The sequence below is a fragment of the Rothia sp. HMSC066H02 genome, assembly GCF_001814995.1.
Classification (GTDB): domain Bacteria; phylum Actinomycetota; class Actinomycetes; order Actinomycetales; family Micrococcaceae; genus Rothia; species Rothia mucilaginosa.
Window position 1 is genome coordinate 60761 of sequence record NZ_KV818683.1, and the last position, 16666, is coordinate 77426.

A 16666-nucleotide genomic window follows, 5' to 3' on the forward strand; every position below is an offset into this window, starting at 1 on the left:
TGCGGGCGCATAATAGATAGAAGAAAGAGCGCCGAAAAGCGAAAATTTTTCGCATGCGGCGCTCGCTGTGCCTTTGGCACTGATTGGTATTGAAGACCTGAAAGGAACCCACCGTGCGCGTTGGTGCGATTGACTGCGGTACGAACTCTATTCGCCTGCTGATTGCTGATTCCACTACTGAGGTGGTGGACGGGGTCGAGAAGACCGTCCTGAAGGACGTTGTGCGTGAGATGCGCATTGTGCGTCTGGGTCAGGGCGTGGACGCGACCGGCTGGCTGGCGCAGGAGGCGCTGGACCGTACTTTCGCTGCGGCTCGTGAGTATGCGCAGCTGCTGAAGGAGCACGGCGCTGATTCGGTGCGTTTCGTGGCGACTAGTGCGACCCGTGATGCGGGTAACCGTCAGGTGTTTGTGGACGGTATCCGCGAGATTTTGGGTATTGAGCCCGAGGTCATTAGCGGGGACGAAGAAGCAGCGCTGTCCTTCGCGGGTGCGGTGCGCGCTGTCGGCTACGGTGATGGCGATACCCTGGTATTCGACCTGGGTGGCGGTTCGACTGAGTTCGTGCTCGGTGACGAGTCGGGTGTGAAGGCTTCCCGCAGCGTCAATATTGGTTGTGTGCGTCTGACTGAGCGTCACATGATGAGCGCCCCGTCGACTGACTCGCAGATTGCCCGTGTTGAGGCTGATACTGACGAGGCTCTTGAGGTGGCGCGTAGGACGGTGCCCCTGCAGGATGCGCGTCGCGTGGTGGCTGTGGCTGGCACCGCAACCACTGTTGCTGCCGCTGCGCTGGGTCTGGACCGCTACGATTCTGAGGCTATTAACGCTCAGAGCTTCTCGGTGGAGACCGTTCAGAAGACCGCCCGCTGGTTGGCTTCGCTGAGCCGTGCCGAGCGTGAGGAGCTCGGCTACATGCACCCCGGCCGGGTGGATGTGATTGGTGCTGGCGCGACGATTTACGCCCGCATCCTGACCCGTCTGAATGAGATGACTGATGGCGCCGTGGATTCGGTGACCGTCAGCGAGCACGACATTCTGGACGGTATCGCTCTGTCCCAGCTGTAGGCTTGAGCGCTCGCGCCGTGAACCGATGGTGGTTCACGGCGCGGCTCAGCTTGAGGAGTTTTAATGGTTCGTTCTGAGCATCGGCGAGGTATGCCCCTGACCGGCTGGTCTTTTGCGCCGTCTTTCGCCTGCGCGTCTCGTGTATTTGGTGTGCGCGCCTCGGCGTTTTCTGACCGAGGCGCTACTCGCCGTGCCCGCAAGATTGCAGCTTTGGGTGCTAGTGCCGCGTTGACTCTTCTGCCGTTGTGGACTCCGCTGGTGCCTGCCGCTTGGGCGACGGACCCGACCCTTTCTGCTTCCCCGAGCCCGAAGCGGGAGGTGACGGCGACTCCTTCGCCGTCGGCTACTGCGGTGCCGAAGACTTCTGCAACTCCAAGTAAGGGCACGTCGACCATGAATGGTGATGATGTTCGTCAGCGTGAGTATTGGCTGAAGGAGTACGGTATTACGTCCTTGTGGTCGCAGGCTACGGGTAAGGGCGTGACGGTTGCTGTGATTGATACGGGCGTGGATGGTACTCACCCGGATCTTGAGGGTAATGTTCTGCGTGGTTATGACGCCTCGGGCGTGGGTAGCGAGGACGGCTGGAAGGGCCTGGGTGCTGAGCCGATGCACGGCACGGAGGTCGCTTCTTTGATTGCCGGTCACGGCCACGATACGCAGGGCTATTCTGCGATTGCGGGTCAGCCGGGTAAGCCGACCGGTGTGATTGGTGTGGCTCCCGAGGCGAAAATTCTGCCGATTTCGCTGAATATGGGTACGACCGGCGGTAAGAGTATTGATGAGCAGATCCCGGCGGCGGTGCGTTATGCGGTCGACCACGGGGCTCAGATTATTAACATGTCGATTGGCTCGAATAAGACGAGCTGGCCGCAGAGCTGGGATGAGGCGTTTGCCTATGCGGAGCAGAAGGGCGTGCTGATTGTTGCGGCTGCGGGTAACCGCGGTAGCGGCTTGACGCAGGTTGGTGCTCCGGCGACGATTCCTGGGGTGTTGACGGTTGGTGGTATTGACCGGAATAAGCAGGTTTCTGAGGGCTCGTCGACTCAGGGTATTTCGATTGCTGTGGTTGCTCCGAGTACGGATATGATTGCGGCTGCTCCGGGTAATGGGTACATGCTGTGGTCGGGGTCTTCGGCTGCTGCTCCGTTGGTGACGGGTGTTGCTGCTTTGTTGAAGCAGAAGTATCCGAAGGAGTCGGCGGCTCAGCTGGTTCAGCGTTTGATTGCTTCGGCTGATGATGCTGGTGTGACGGGCCGTGACCCTTTGTATGGTTACGGTATTTTCAATCCGCAGGATGCGATGGCTTTGGCTGCGCCTACGGTGACGGCGAATCCGTTGGGTTCTATTTCTGAGTGGATTGCGGTGCACCGTAAGCAGCAGGTGAGTGAGCCGACTCCGAGTGATGCTGCGCCGGTCCATGAGGAGGGTGAGAGCATTGTGAAGGCGGCTGCGCCGGATGCGCGTCGTCCTCCGGAGGATCGTGGCTGGTTGCCGCCGGTGATTTTGGCGGCGCTGACGTTGTGGTTGACGATTATTACGGCTGGTTCGGTGCATCGTTTGCATAGGATGCATGTGAGTGCGGGGCAGGCTGCGCGGATGGCTCGTGAGGTGGCGCATCATCCGGGTGCTCATCACGGAAAGAGTCGTGTTTCAAAGGGGTCGCAGCAGGGTGCTCGGAAGGGGACTCGTTAGGGTTCTTGTGAGTCTGGGGTGCCGGTGTTTTTTCTTCTCTGTGGGGGCTTCTCCTGTTCGCCCGGGGCTGACTTTTGAGTTGGTCCCGGGCTTTGTTCTTTGGGATCTGGCTTGAGACGGCGGAACACCCCAATAAACGAAAATATCGAATATGTTGCGCAAAAAACGGAAAGGGTATTTTTGACTGTAACCCGCATCACGAGATGAACTCTGTTCATATCTTCAAAACTTTTAACTTAGGCTCAGCTCAAAGGGACCATAGGTGCGAAATTACCTAAACAAAGGCGTAAAATAAAAGACAACAGGTATGTGATAGACAGGCTCGTGCTGCTAGCCACTTCGCGTTGCGCAAGGACTTCCAGAGCGGGCCGCTTTGTTCGTCAGGGGAGCTTTCGGAACGACCCGAAAGTTGCACATACCACCCTACCGGGGCTACCGAACCTCGGTACCTAAAGACTAGGAAGTAACAAAATGGCATTCACTAAGGTGGCACAGGACCGTCCTCGCGTCCTGATCGTCGGTGGCGGCTACGTCGGCTTCACCGTTGCTAAGAAGATCCAGAAGGCTATCAAGGAGACCGGTGGCGTCGTCACCATCGTTGAGCCGAACCCCTACATGACTTACCAGCCCTTCCTCCCCGAGGTTGCGGCAGGTTCCATGGAAGGCCGTAACGCAACCGTGCCGCTGCGTCAGCACCTGCGCGACACCGAGCTGATTCCCGGCCGCGTTGTCTCCATCGACCACGCAAACCGCACCGCTGTAGTTGAGCCCACCGACAACGGTGAGCCCTTCGAGCTGAAGTACGACGAGATTGTACTCGGTGCAGGCGCAGTGACCCGTGCATTCCCGATTCCGGGTCTGGCAGAGGTTGCTATCGGTCTGAAGACCATTGAAGAGGCAGTCTCGGTTCGTAACTGGGTTCTGGACCGCATCGAGGTTGCATCCCTGCTGTCCGACGCTGAGGCACGCCGCCGCGCCCTGACCTTCGTCATCGTTGGTGGTGGCTTCGCTGGCGTTGAGACCATCTCCGAGCTCGAGGACATGGCACGCGTTGCTGTGGAGCGCAACGAGCGTCTCTCCGTTTCCGACCTGCACTTCGTCATGGTTGAGGCTGCACCGCGCATCATGCCCGAGGTCCCCGCAGACCGTGCAGAGAAGGTTGTTGCAGAGCTGCGTGCACGCGGCATCGAGATCCTGCTGAACACCTCCCTCTCCGACGCAACCGACGGCAACCTGCAGCTGATCAACATGGCTGACAAGTCCCCCGCAGGCGAGATTAAGACCGACACCCTGATCTGGACCGCAGGTGTGGCAGCATCCCCGATGCTGAAGAACACCGACTTCCCGATCGACGAGCGTGGCCGCGTTCGCGTGAGCGCAGACCTGCGCGTCACCGGCGACGACGGCGTGGTCGAGGGCGCATGGGCTGCAGGCGACAACGCAGCTGTTCCGGACCTCTCCGGCGGCGGCGTGGGCGGCTTCTGCGTTCCCAATGCTCAGCACGCTTCCCGCCAGGCTGTTGTTCTGGCTAAGAACCTGCTGGCTGCTCGCCGCGGCGAGCCCCTGACCGACTACTACCACGAGACCATCGGTGTTGTGGCAGGTCTGGGCCTGTGGAAGGGTGTTGCAAACTTCAAGGGCAAGACCATTGGCGGCCCGCTGGCATGGATCATGCACCGCGGCTACCACGGCTCTGCAATCCCCACCACCGAGCGTACCGTTCGCGTTATGACCACCTGGGCTCTGAACCAGATCTTCGGTCGCGACACCTCCTCGATTCGCCACCAGCGCTCCCCGCGCCTGGCATTCCAGGAAGCAACCGGTACTGCACCGGCACGCCAGAAGGCAAAGCTCTAAAATAGCCTGGCTTAGGGGTGTATCTCCTTGAGATAACGCACTTGAGATAAAGCAATGGGCGGTGTGGAAGACTTTAGTCTTCCGCACCGCCCATTGTGTGCCTGGGTGCTTGCGAGCTGTTTGGCTTAGCCGCTCACCAGTGCTTTTGCGTGTGGCTTGCTACGGCGGGGTGCGGGGAACCGTTTGAAATGTGTTTCTGCTTAGGTTCGGGTGCCTTTTCGTGGAATAATAAATATTTGTGCCCCGACGTATGCGGGGTGCGCCCTCATAGTCCAATTGGCAGAGACAGAGGACTTAAAATCCTTGTGTTCTGGGTTCGAGTCCCAGTGGGGGCACGGCATAGACACGCATAGACGTGCGGTATAGATAGGCGGCGGCTCTTCCCGTGGGGGAGGGGCCGCCGTTTGCGTATCTGGGATTTTGTGGTGTGTTTCTTGGAGTTAAAAGGCGATGCCCCCGACCCATACTATCGGGGGCATCGTGGAGTGGCGGTGCGTGCTGTCGCATTCCGCGCACTCTCTTCACCGCGGGTAGATGGGGTCGTCCTTTGCCGGAATTAGGACGGCCGGCGGTGAAGTCTGGCGAACCTATCGGTGATTGCCTGCCTTCAAGCTTGACAGGTAAAGTTTTACACTTCAAGTAAATTCAGTTCGTAGAGGAAAAAGGGTGCAAAAAGCAGTGAAAATGGGGGTTTTAGATGACGTTTTGTAACGGTGCTCCATGCTCAAAAAACACCCGCATACCGTCTTCTGGAGCTCAAAAACGTGAGACCCTAGAAGAGACACAGCCACAGACGCACCTCCGCCTGAATGGGGTAGCAGAGCCAGAAAGGCACAGCATGCAGACTAAACCCTCCATCATTGCCGTCGATATGGATGGCACCTTCCTCACCGACTCCAAAACTTTCGACACCGAACGTTTCTCGCGCATCCTGTCCCGTCTGCAGGCGCAGGGCATCCACTTTGTTGTGGCGAGCGGAAACACCTACGCCAAGCTACAGGACTATATGCGCGGCTTTGAAGGGCGAGGTCTTACCTATATTGCTGAAAACGGCGCGTACCTTGCCGATGAGAGTGGCAAGCTTGCCGTGCATCCCTTTCTGGACGAAGATGTGCCGCGCATTATTGAGGTAGTGCAGGGATTGGATCAGATCGGTCTGCTGGTTTGCACCACCGAAGGCATCTACCTGCCCAAGGACCGTTGCGACCAGATTGTGCACATGATTCGCGGCTATTTTGAAGACACCGGTCAGGAGCTTCCCGAAACCCTCACACTGGAGAATTTTGCGGCGTTCTTCTTCCCCGGCTCGATCATGGTTGACTCTATTGGGGATTTTGAGGGTGCACCCATTAAGTTCCCGCTGCTGACTCCCCCTAAGCAGACGCAGCAACTGAGCGTTTACCTGCGTGAGGCTCTGCCGCAGACCGTCACTCCGATGGTTAGCGGCTTCGGTGCCATTGACCTGGTGCGTACCGGTGTCAACAAGGCGACCGGTCTGAAGGACCTGTGCGAGCGTCTGGATGCTGATCCGGCGGGCATTCTTGCCTTCGGTGACGGCGAGAACGACATGGAGATGCTCCGCTACGCGGGCTGGGGTGTCGCCATGTCTAACGCCCCGGAGGTTGTGCGAAATGCTGCCGATGAGGTGATTGGCTCGAATGAGGAACAGGCAGTTCTGGAGTATCTGGAACAGCTGCTGGATCGTTTGGAAGCTTCGCACTAGAGGCTTCACAAAGAGGCGCGCAGGAGGGTCTGTGTGCGGGGCGGTGTGGGTCTGGGTGAACCTGAGGTAAACACCGCCCTGAAATATTCTGGCAAGGTCGCTAGAAGCCCATGCTGGTAACGAACAACGCCCGTGAGCGCAGAATCTATCCGATAGAATTAACAGAATTAGTTTTGTACCCGTTTAAGGAGAGCATGATGGCGGGAAACCCGCTTCTGAATTCAATGACGAAGAATGTCACTCAGGGTGACTCTCGTTTCGGTCGCTTTGGTGCGCAGCCGCAGCAGACCAGCCAGCAGGCGCAGTACGGTCAGCAGCAGACCTATGGCCAGTACGGTCAGCAGTCCTACGGTCAGTACGGTCAGCAGTATGACCAGCAGGGCTACGGCCAGAACACCTACGGCCAGCCCCAGTACGGTCAGCAGCCCTACGGCCAGCAGTATGGCCAGCCCCAGTACGGTCAGCAGCCCTACGGCCAGCCGTACGGTGAGGCTGACTACGGCGTAGCAGCCCCCACCTACTCGGAGCCCATCCCCGCCGGTGAGCGCCTGACCATGAACGATGTCATGGTTAAGACCGGCATCAACCTGGGCCTGGTCGCTGTCGGTGCCGCCGTTGCATGGAATGCACCGGTGCTGCTGCTCCTGGGCATGGTTGGCGGTCTGGTCTTGGGTCTGGTGAACTCCTTCAAGAAGAAGGTTTCCCCGATTCTGGTCATGACCTACGCGCTCATGGAAGGTCTGCTGCTCGGTGGCCTGTCTGCTGTTGTGGATATGCGCTACCCCGGCGTGGCAGTTCAGGCTGTTTTGGCAACCCTCGTGGTGGCAGGTACCACCCTGGCTCTGTTCGCGAACGGCAAGCTGCGCGCAACTCCTAAGCTCAACAAGATCTTCATGATCGGCGCTATTGGTTACATGGCGTACGGCTTCATCTCGATCCTGGGTGCGGGTATCTTCGGTTCCTCGCTGAACAGCTTCTCTATCGGCGGTATCCCGCTGGGCCTGGTGGTTGGCCTGTTCGCTGTTGCGCTGGCAACCTACTCGCTGCTGCTGGACTTCACCACCACCTCCGAAGCTGTGGAGGCTGGCCTGCCCGAGCGTGAGTCCTGGCGCCTTGCTTTCGGCCTGACCGCTTCTCTGGTCTGGCTGTACGTTGAGATCCTGCGTGTTCTCATGTACCTGGCAAGCATCTTTAGCAACGACTAAAGCTCACTTTGAGGCGGCGGTACCGTGATGGTGCCGCCGCCTTTGCCGCTTTACTTCCCCGGTGCATCGAGGCGCGGGGGAGAACACACAATAACAACACCACACACCGCCTCCGATGGGGTAGCTGAAGCTACCCCACACGAGTGCGACACCGATAACGATTTGGAGACACCGTGAAAATTACACCTGTTGCAGAAGAACATGTAGCCGAGGAGGAGCGCGGCTACCGGGTTCCTTTTGCCATGGAAGTTGCCGGTGCTTGGGCGTGGCGCATCATTATGATTGCCGGTGCCGGTTGGATCCTTTGGAAGGGTCTGGGGCACGTCTCCCTGCTGGTTATTTCTCTTCTGGTGGCTTTGCTTCTGGCGGCTCTGTTGAGCCCCGCCGTGATGCTTCTGCGTAAGAAGGGTGTTCGCGCCGGTGGCGCGGCGGCTATTGCCGAAATCGGTATGATCCTGGTGCTCGCCGGTATTATTTCGCTGACCGGTCAGCAGATTCTGCGCGGTTTTGTGTCCATGGCGGATAAGGCGGTGCAGGGCTACCAGCAGCTGATTGGTTGGCTGAAGAACCTCGGCTACGAGTTCGGTGCCGACCAGATGAACCAGCTGCTGGATCAGATGGAGAGCGCTGTAACCAATAACCCCAGCTCCGTGCTGCACGGTGTGTCTCAGGTGGGTTCGACTGCGGCTGAGGTTGCGACCGGTACCCTGCTGACCCTGTTTACCCTGGTCTTCTTCCTGATGGAGGGCGAGCGTATCTGGCTGTTCGTCACCCGCCTCTTCCCGAAGGATGCGCGTGCCGCAGTCAACGGTGCGGGTCGCGCGGGCTGGAAGTCCCTGGGCGCGTACGTGCGCGTTCAGATTCTGGTGGCGGCTATTGACGCTATCGGCATCGGTATTGGTGCCGCAATTCTGGGTGTTCCGCTGGCTATCCCGCTGGGTGTGCTGGTCTTCCTCGGTTCCTTCGTTCCGGTGATTGGTGCCCTCATTTCCGGTGCTGTGGCTGTGCTGCTGGCGCTGGTTGCTCTGGGTCCGGTGCAGGCGCTGATTATGCTCGGTATTGTTCTGCTGGTTCAGCAGCTTGAATCCCACATTCTGCAGCCGCTCATTATGGGTAAGGCTGTCTCCCTGCACCCGCTGGCGGTTATTTTCTCGGTGGCTGGTGGCTCTATGATTTTTGGTGCGGTGGGTGCTCTGTTCGCCGTGCCGACTCTGGCTGTGGTCAACTCGGTGGTGCGTTACCTGGCGGGCCGTTGCTGGGAGAAGGAGGCGCCTCGTGAGGAGGAGTTCCTCTTCCCGCATGAGCTGGAGCGCCGTAAGAAGGCTGAAGAGTCTGAAAAGGCGAAGGAAGCTAAGACTTCCGAAAGCTCTGAAGAATCTAAGGAATCTGAGAAGGCTTAGAACCCAGTTCACTGTGACTGACCGCGGGCTAGACGCTCGCACATCACCTAGATGAGGGGCCGTTCTTGCACTATCTGCTGAGAGTGCGGGGACGGCCCCTGCTTTATGCCGGTGCATCCTCTAAAATGGAGTGTGCACTGTGCCACCGCGCGTCTTTCAGCGTGCGGGGCTAGGTGCCGCCAGAATACGTACCATCAGAATGGAAACCTCGTGAGCGTAGATCTCGACTCCCTGCCCGTGACCCTCACCGACATTGAACGTGCCGCAGAGCTGCTCGAAGGCGTTATTGAACGCACCCCCGTCGCTCATTCGCGTGCGCTGAGCCAGCGCCTCGGTTCCGAGGTTTTCTTCAAGTGTGAGAACCTGCAGCGTGCCGGTTCCTTCAAGGTGCGCGGCGCGTACGTGCGCATGGCGAAGCTCTCCGAGGAGGAGAAGAAGCGCGGCGTCGTGGCGGCGAGCGCGGGTAACCATGCGCAGGGTGTGGCTCTGGCGGCTGACCGTCTGGGCATTAAAGCCCGTATTTACATGCCGCTGGGTGCGGCGCTGCCGAAGATTACCGCGACCCGTGATCACGGTGCTGAGGTTGAGTTGCACGGCGTGACCGTGGATGAGGCTCTGGCGGAGGCGAAGCGCTACGCCGAAGAGACCGGCGCGGTGTTCGTGCACCCCTTCGACAATGAAGACATTATTGCCGGCCAGGGAACGATCGGTCTGGAAATCCTGGAGCAGGTTCCGGATGTTGACACCGTGATTGTGGGTGTTGGCGGCGGCGGCCTGCTGGCCGGCCTGTCCGCGGCGATTCGCGCGAAGGAGCAGGAGCTCGGCAAGAAGATCAAGATTATCGGTGTTCAGGCTGAGCACGCCGCGGCCTACCCGCTGTCCCTCGCTGCGGATGCTCTGGTGCCCCTGAAGAAGGTCTCCACCATCGCCGACGGTATCGCCGTGGGTCGCCCCGGCCAGATGCCCTTCTCCATCATCAAGGAGCTGGTGGACGATGTGGCGACCGTGAGCGAAGACGATATTGCTCGCGCCCTGATCTTCCTGATGGAACGTAACAAGCTTGTGGTGGAGCCTGCTGGTTCGGTGCCCGTGGCGGCGCTGATGAACGGCAAGCTGAAGGAAGAGTACGGCGACCTGGGTACGGTCGTGTGTGTGCTCTCCGGCGGCAATATTGACCCGATGCTGATGCTGAAGGTGATTCAGCGCGGTCTGTCTGCGGCTGGCCGCTACATGACCGTGAAGATGATGCTTTCTGACCGCCCGGGTGAGCTGGCGACCATTTCCCGCATTATCTCTGAGAACGATGCGAACGTGACCGGTGTGGATCACACCCGCGTGGGTGGCTCGCTCTCCATGGGTGACGTGTCGATTACCATCGACATGGAGACCAAGGGCGTGGAGCATTGCCGCCAGGTGATTTCTGCCCTGGAGGATGAGGGTTTCAAGCCCATCATCGTCTACTAAGCCGATATATTTATGAGCCGACGAGCTGTAATAGTTACTCCTGAGCTTTATCGGCAGAACGCAATTCAATAGATAAAAAACAGTGCGGGGTGCTGACCGTTATAGTCAGCACCCCGCACTGTTTGTTTTAAATCTAGCGCTGTCTCGCAGGCTAGCTTCTTAGCTAGTCTCTTAGCCCTGGTAAGGGGTCACGGAGACAATCTTGGCGCTCAGTTCCTTACCGTTCGGAGCGGTGTAGGAAACCTCGTCGCCTTGCTTAGCACCCATGATTGCGGCACCCAGCGGCGACTTCTCGGAGAAGACCTTCAGGTCGGTGCCGGCAGGGAGGGTGTCCTCAATTTCGCGGGAGCCGAGCAGGAACTTCAGGGTGCGGCCTGCAACCTCAGCCTCGATGACCATGCCGTGGCTTACCACGCCGTCATCAACGGGCGCCTCACCAATCTGTGCGGTTTCGAGCAGGTGCTTAAGCTGCTTGATGCGCGCCTCGTTCTTAGCCTGCTCATCGCGTGCCGCGTGGTAGCCGCCGTTCTCGCGGAGGTCACCCTCATCGCGCGCCTGGGCGATGCGGTCAACGATTTCCTGACGGTACGGACCGGAGAGGTGCTCCAGCTCCTGGGTGAGGCGGTCGAAGGCGTCCTGAGTGAGCCATGCACCGGTGTTTTCAGCCATGCGTGTCCTTTGCTTATGCGCCGGCTCTGCCGGTGCGAAATGAATAAACCCGCTACCGCGTGCCGCGTTCAATACGCGGCGGTGCCGGTAACGGAATGAATCAACAGACCTATTCTAGAGCACCGGAGGATTTTCGGCTGTTATGCCGGTCGTATCTTCCCCTCTGAACGCATCTTCGTCGGTACGCACACCGGTAGCTGAACACTCCGCCAGCATCAGCCTGTTTCGTGCCCGTGGATCTGCTGATATGACGGCACGTTTCACGATGTCACACGGCGTCATCTGCGCTAGTACACCGGCGCTATCCTTGGGTATCATACGAGAAGCTACAACCGTAAAATTTCTGCCGTGTAGCGCTCGCATTCGCGAGTCACAGACACATCATCGACCCCTGGCGCATCACCTAAAGGAGACCACCGTGAGCGAAGCCATTGAACAGCTGAAGGCAAACCTGCCGACTCACCCTCCCGTGGACTCCCTCAAACCGCTGGAGGAGAACTACACCGGTCTGCGCATCCTCGCGGTGCACGCTCACCCGGACGACGAGTCCTCCAAGGGCGCCGGTACCGCCTCGGCGTATATTGCCCGTGGTGCCCGCTTCATGGTGGCGACGATGACCGGCGGCGAGCGCGGTGACATCCTGAATGAAGAGATCGATAAGAGCCCGCGTGCGCACCGTGACCTGCCGGGTCTGCGCCGCGCTGAGATGGCGGCTGCCCGCGAGATTATGGGTATTGAGCACCGCTGGATTGGCTTCTTCGATTCTGGTCTGCCCGAGGGCGACCCGATGCCGCCGCTTCCCTTCGGTAGCTTTGGCACCATGCCCCTGGATCGTGCCGCCGCGCCGCTCGTGCGTCTGGTGCGTGAGTACCGCCCGCACATCATCATCACCTATGACGAGATTGGCGGCTACCCGCACCCCGACCACATCATGACCCACAAGGTTGCCGTGGAAGCATTCGAGAAGGCAGGCGACCCCGAAGCGTACGTGGGTGAGGGTGAGCCTTGGACCCCGCTGAAGCTCTATTACGACCGCGCATTCAACCCCGAACGCACCCTCGCCCTGCACGAGCATCTGCTCGATACGCACGGTGAGAGCCTGCTGAGCGGCTGGATTGAGAACCTCGCGCACCGCGCCTCCTCGGGGGAGGCGCCTCGCCACGAGACTACGACCCGCATCCTGGTGACCGATCACTTTGAGCAGCGCGATCAGGCTTTGCGCGCGCACGCCTCGCAGGTGGACCCGAACGGCGTGTTCTTCGCCGTTCCCAGTGAACAGCTGAAGGACATTTGGCCCTGGGAGGACTACACGCTGGTCGCCTCGCATACTGAGGTTCAGCTGCCCGAATCTAGCCTGGACGAGGGCCTGAGCGACTACTACGTTATCTAGGCTGGGGCGCATCGCCCCGCGCGTTACAATGATGCCCTTCACCCACGATATGAGTTGTAGGTGAAGGGCATCATCCATTCTTAGGCACGCGATGTCTGCACCCCTGCACGCAACTCCGAATGCCTCCACCAGCCGCCACACATTTTGAGCCGATTCTCAGCCCAACCGCGATGCTGATTGCCGCGAAGGTATGGCGCGGCGGCGTAGAATAAGAGCTTAGGCTCTTTCGTTATGAGCCCGCTGAATTATCTGCCACGACAGCCGAATGAGGTATGAGCTATGAGCGCCAACGCCCTGCCCGTGATTACTGTGCACGGCCACGCCAGCAACCCCGGCACTGTCACTGAGCCTACCGTCTATGAGCAGGCTCTGGCGCGCTCGCTGAGCCCCGAATCCCTGCCGGCACATATTGGAGTGCTGGTGGACGGTAACCGCCGCTGGGCGGCTCAGCGCGGCTTGAGCACCCGTGAGGGCCACGCCGCCGGCGCGGAGCGAATTATTGATTTTCTGGCCTGGTGTACTGAGCTGTCGATTCCGCAGGTGAGCCTGTACATGCTCTCCACTGAGAACCTGAAGCGCCCCGAGAAGGAACTGACCGGTCTGGTCGCTGTGATTGATGCGTTCTTGGTGCGTCTGGTGGAGTCCGCCTGCGGTCCGGTGCGCGCCATCGGCAATATTGACCTGATTCCTAGCCAGCTGCACGAGCGCCTGGACTGGGCGATTGAGCAGACTGCACACCTGCCCGGTGTCCGAGTGAACATTGCGGTCGGCTACGGCGGCCGCCAGGAGATTGTGGATGCGGTCCGCTCGGTTCTGCGCGAGGCTGCCGCTGAGGGGGTATCCTTGGAATCGCTTGCCGAACAGCTGAGCGTGGAGGATATTTCTTCGCACCTGTACACCGCCGATATGCCCGACCCGGACCTGCTGATTCGCACTTCGGGTGAGCAGCGCCTGTCCGGTTTCATGACCTGGCAGAGCGCGTATTCTGAGTTTTATTTCTGCCGTGCCCTGTGGCCGGATTTCACGCGCGTTGATTTTCTGCGTGCCCTGCGGGATTACGCTAACCGCTCCCGCCGTTTCGGTTCCTAGAACTTGGATGCCCTAGCGCCATCGGTGCATGTTTCTCGGCCGGCTGGCTGTTCCTGACTAGTTGGTTCCTGGCTAGCAGTCTCCGGTAGTACAGCCTCCAGCAATACAGAATGGACGTTCTATGCTCGCTGAGCTTTCCCGCCTCTACAACGCTGGAGGCGCCTCCGTTATTGCCGCTCTGGTGCTCGGCAGCTACCTGCTGTATTTCCTGTGGTGCGTCCTGCGGCTGTGGCGTATTGATGTGCGGGAGCACCGCCTGCCGCACCGCATCCTGATTCCTTTGGCTATTGCGACCTACACGGCACTGCCTGTGTCTTTGCTTTTTGCCGGTCGCCCCGCCGATATTTGGCGTGTGATTGGTGCCGGTCTGGTGCTGTGGTTCTGCTACCTGCTTCTACGTATCCTGTCTTTTGGCGCGCTGGGCCGCGGGGATGTGAAGCTTGCCGGCATTCTGGGCGGCGTGCTCGGGTACCTGTCCTGGGCGAATCTGGGCTGGGCGTCGCTGGTGACGTTCCTTGCCGGTGGCTTGGTGTCTTTGGCTCTGGTTCTGTTCACGAAGGCGCGCGGTAGCACCCGCATTGCGTTCGGTCCGTTTATGCTTCTGGGCGCGCTGGTGGCGTTGGCTGCTCCGGCGTATTCTCTGTGGTAGATTCCGAAGTAGGGTGACCGTCCGGCTAAGTGGCGGGCTTGTTCTGTGTGTGGCTCGCGGCTGTTTGCTCTGCTCTCTAGCACCTATTTCTCGGCGGAACTGCCGGGGTTTTTGAAAGGTTGATGTTATGCCTACTCCTCCCTATATCCGTAAGCTGCGTGAGCGGATCGGTTCGGATTACCTGTGGCTGTCCGGTGCGACGGCTGTGGTGTACCGTGAGCAGGATTCTAAGGTGCTGCTGGTGCGCCGTAGCGATAACGGGGCGTGGACCCCGATTACGGGCATTGTGGACCCGGGGGAGAGCCCCGCACTGACCTGCCTGCGTGAGGCGCAGGAGGAAGCGAACGTGCAGATTGAGGTGCTGGAGTTGGCGCAGGTGAAGGCTGACCCGCCGATGCAGTTCGGTAATGGGGACCGCTGCCAGTTCTTGGATCATACGTTTTTGTGCCGCTGGGTTTCTGGTGAGGCGAAGGTGAATGATGAGGAGTCTTCGCAGGTGCGTTGGGTGGATGTGTCTGACCCGGCGGAGCGTGCGTTGCTTTCGGAGCGGATGCTGGACCGTATTGATGCGGCGCTGAACTATGACGGCCACTGCCGTTTTGGTTTGGAGTCGGTGCCGCCGGAAGAGCTCTAGACCGGTTACTGGGACTGAGTAAAAGCCGCCGAATGAGGCGTGTAGATACAGAGGGAGGGGCGACCCGCCGTCATGGCGAGTCGCCCCTCCCGCTTTTTTGTGACAGTTTGTTACATGGTATTGGGTGGTTCTTCCTGTTTTTCTGTGGGAATGGGGGGGGGCTGGAGGCCTAAATTTTGTCGTGGTTTTATTTTGTTTTTGTCTTTTTTACTTTAAGTTGTGCCTGTGTGTCGAGTTATGGGTGGTGCGCATGAGATGCTTTATATATGACACGGGTTACATTGGGAGTGACGGCCCCGTATTAGTCAGTAACCCGAGAAAGATTCGTTCACGTGATGTTCTGGTGAGCGTAGTCGCTTTCCTTTTACTCTGCCTATAAATCTTTAAGGCATGCCATTTTTCTGTGAACTAGGCTCATTGTGTTCATCGCAATTCTTGGTCGCTATTTTGATGCGTCCTGGAAGGAGTAAAGCATGACAACACACAAAATACCCTGGAGAATCTACGTAGCCCTTATCGGCTCTCTGGTAGGTACAGGAATATATTCCTTCGCCCTACCCATTGCGATTCTCGCTAGTACAGGCGAAATTGGGCTGGCCGGCGTGATGGCGGTAGCCATGCAAATCCCCAATATCGCCTTGGCATATCCGCTAGCAACCCTATCGGATAGTCTGCCTCGAAAACCTATGATCGTGATTGCCGGGGCAGTAAACATCCTCAGCATCCTTACCTTGGCGTTGATGATTGAGCAGCATATGCTGTCATGGTTCGCCATCGCCGCACTAGGATTTGTGAGCGGTGTCTTCTCCGAGCTGGCTGCTGCCTCAGAAGCAGGATATATCCCGCAGCTTCTCGGACGAGAAAACCTTCTTTCGTACAACGCACGTCGTGAAATTTGCGAGGGAATATCCGCAATCATTGCGCCCCCTACAGCAGGATTTATTGTTCTTGTCGCGGGCGCAACGGTCGGTCTTATCGTCCCGGTGCTCCTTTTCGGGGCGGCAACTATTTCATACGCAACGTTGCCATCCGTAGAGATGGAAACTAAAACTGAGCAACGCGAAACCGCACAACATGGGTTTATTCACCGAATGTTTGACGGTATCCAATACATGTTCTCCGGCGCCCCGCAGAGACTTATCCTTGTCTACACGTTCTTCTTGGCGGCAGCTACGGCATCGTACTCACTCATCATTATTTACCGCCTATACGAGGAACTCACTTTTGAAGCCTCAGTGGTAGGCATGATTATGGCCTGCAGTGGTATCGGTGGTATCGTCGCGGCGCTCATCATCGATCGTTTCCTCTCTTTCGAGAACACACGAGGAATGCTGCTGGTCGCCAACGTCGTATCCCTGCTCGGAATACCGCTGGTCACCATCAGCAATAACCCCGTAGTGCTCGGCGCCCTGCTCTTCATTCTGGACGTAGGATGGGCATCAGCTTTCATCTTCTCCAACAATCTGCGTGACTGCATTACACCGAATGAGCTACTGGGGCGTGCCAGCTCCCTTGACGGTGCCGTGTTTGGATTAGGAACGCTGTACTCCATGGGCGCGGTAGCACTGATGCTCGATCATCTCGGCTCCTTCAACGCTGCGCTTGTCGTCAGTGTCCCGGCTGTACTCTGCCTCATCTACACGCTGGTCCACTATAAACAGTTCAAAGTGTTCAATATCGTTGAACAATAGTGAGAGCCTGCTGCCAACTCAATGACGGGGGCAGAGAACACAGACAGAAGGAGGGGCGACCCGCCGTCATGGCGAGTCGCCCCTCCCTCTTTGGTTAAGCCGCGAACCTCAGGCGAGGTTCAAGCGAGTGAGA

General features: G+C 58.6%; 13 protein-coding genes and 1 tRNA gene. 13 read left to right on the plus strand and 1 reads right to left on the minus strand.

The window, feature by feature from the left end:
* Positions 1-113 precede the first annotated feature (113 nt).
* The 8 genes from HMPREF2999_RS04455 (at position 114) to ilvA (ending at position 10411) form a co-directional block, all read left to right on the plus strand.
* Positions 114-1067: a Ppx/GppA phosphatase family protein gene (locus HMPREF2999_RS04455; RefSeq protein WP_070676102.1), complete on the plus strand. Its 954-nt coding sequence runs from the start codon at positions 114-116 to the stop codon at positions 1065-1067.
* Between the two features lie 63 nt (positions 1068-1130).
* Positions 1131-2762 (plus strand): S8 family peptidase, encoded by a 1632-nt coding sequence (locus HMPREF2999_RS04460; RefSeq protein WP_070676103.1) that lies wholly within the window; start codon positions 1131-1133, stop codon positions 2760-2762.
* Positions 2763-3233: 471 nt separating this feature from the next.
* Positions 3234-4619: an NAD(P)/FAD-dependent oxidoreductase gene (locus HMPREF2999_RS04465; RefSeq protein ID WP_070676104.1), complete on the plus strand. Its 1386-nt coding sequence runs from the start codon at positions 3234-3236 to the stop codon at positions 4617-4619.
* A 261-nt stretch (positions 4620-4880) separates the two neighbouring features.
* A tRNA-Leu gene (locus HMPREF2999_RS04470) sits at positions 4881-4954 on the plus strand.
* 503 nt (positions 4955-5457) lie between these two features.
* The gene (locus HMPREF2999_RS04475) at positions 5458-6342 is read left to right on the plus strand and encodes a Cof-type HAD-IIB family hydrolase (RefSeq protein WP_070676105.1); all 885 of its coding nucleotides are present in this window, start codon (positions 5458-5460) and stop codon (positions 6340-6342) included.
* A gap of 197 nt (positions 6343-6539) precedes the next feature.
* Complete coding sequence (locus HMPREF2999_RS04480) at positions 6540-7547, plus strand: Bax inhibitor-1/YccA family protein (RefSeq protein ID WP_070697730.1); 1008 nt, start codon at positions 6540-6542, stop codon at positions 7545-7547.
* Positions 7548-7720: 173 nt separating this feature from the next.
* The gene (locus HMPREF2999_RS04485; protein ID WP_070676107.1) at positions 7721-8947 is read left to right on the plus strand and encodes an AI-2E family transporter; all 1227 of its coding nucleotides are present in this window, start codon (positions 7721-7723) and stop codon (positions 8945-8947) included.
* Between the two features lie 210 nt (positions 8948-9157).
* Entirely contained in the window at positions 9158-10411 is a 1254-nt protein-coding gene (gene ilvA, locus HMPREF2999_RS04490; RefSeq protein ID WP_070676108.1) for a threonine ammonia-lyase, read from the plus strand.
* Positions 10412-10582: 171 nt separating this feature from the next.
* Here ilvA and greA read toward each other — a convergent pair whose 3' ends face one another.
* On the minus strand, positions 10583-11080 hold the full coding sequence (gene greA, locus HMPREF2999_RS04495; RefSeq protein ID WP_049327910.1) for a transcription elongation factor GreA: 498 nt from the start codon (positions 11078-11080) through the stop codon (positions 10583-10585).
* A 418-nt stretch (positions 11081-11498) separates the two neighbouring features.
* Here greA and mca point away from each other — a divergent pair, with 418 nt between their 5' ends.
* The 5 genes from mca (at position 11499) to HMPREF2999_RS04520 (ending at position 16533) form a co-directional block, all read left to right on the plus strand.
* On the plus strand, positions 11499-12470 hold the full coding sequence (mca, locus tag HMPREF2999_RS04500) for a mycothiol conjugate amidase Mca (RefSeq protein ID WP_070676109.1): 972 nt from the start codon (positions 11499-11501) through the stop codon (positions 12468-12470).
* Between the two features lie 279 nt (positions 12471-12749).
* Positions 12750-13559 carry a polyprenyl diphosphate synthase gene (gene uppS, locus HMPREF2999_RS04505; RefSeq protein WP_070676110.1) on the plus strand — a complete coding sequence of 270 codons (810 nt, stop codon included), beginning with the start codon at positions 12750-12752 and terminating at the stop codon, positions 13557-13559.
* Between the two features lie 121 nt (positions 13560-13680).
* Positions 13681-14208 (plus strand): prepilin peptidase, encoded by a 528-nt coding sequence (locus HMPREF2999_RS04510; protein ID WP_070676111.1) that lies wholly within the window; start codon positions 13681-13683, stop codon positions 14206-14208.
* 127 nt (positions 14209-14335) lie between these two features.
* Positions 14336-14842, plus strand: a complete 507-nt coding sequence (locus HMPREF2999_RS04515) for an NUDIX hydrolase (protein ID WP_049354996.1) — start codon at positions 14336-14338, stop codon at positions 14840-14842.
* Positions 14843-15315: 473 nt separating this feature from the next.
* Positions 15316-16533, plus strand: coding sequence for an MFS transporter (locus HMPREF2999_RS04520; protein WP_070676112.1), 1218 nt, complete (start codon positions 15316-15318; stop codon positions 16531-16533).
* Positions 16534-16666 lie beyond the last annotated feature (133 nt).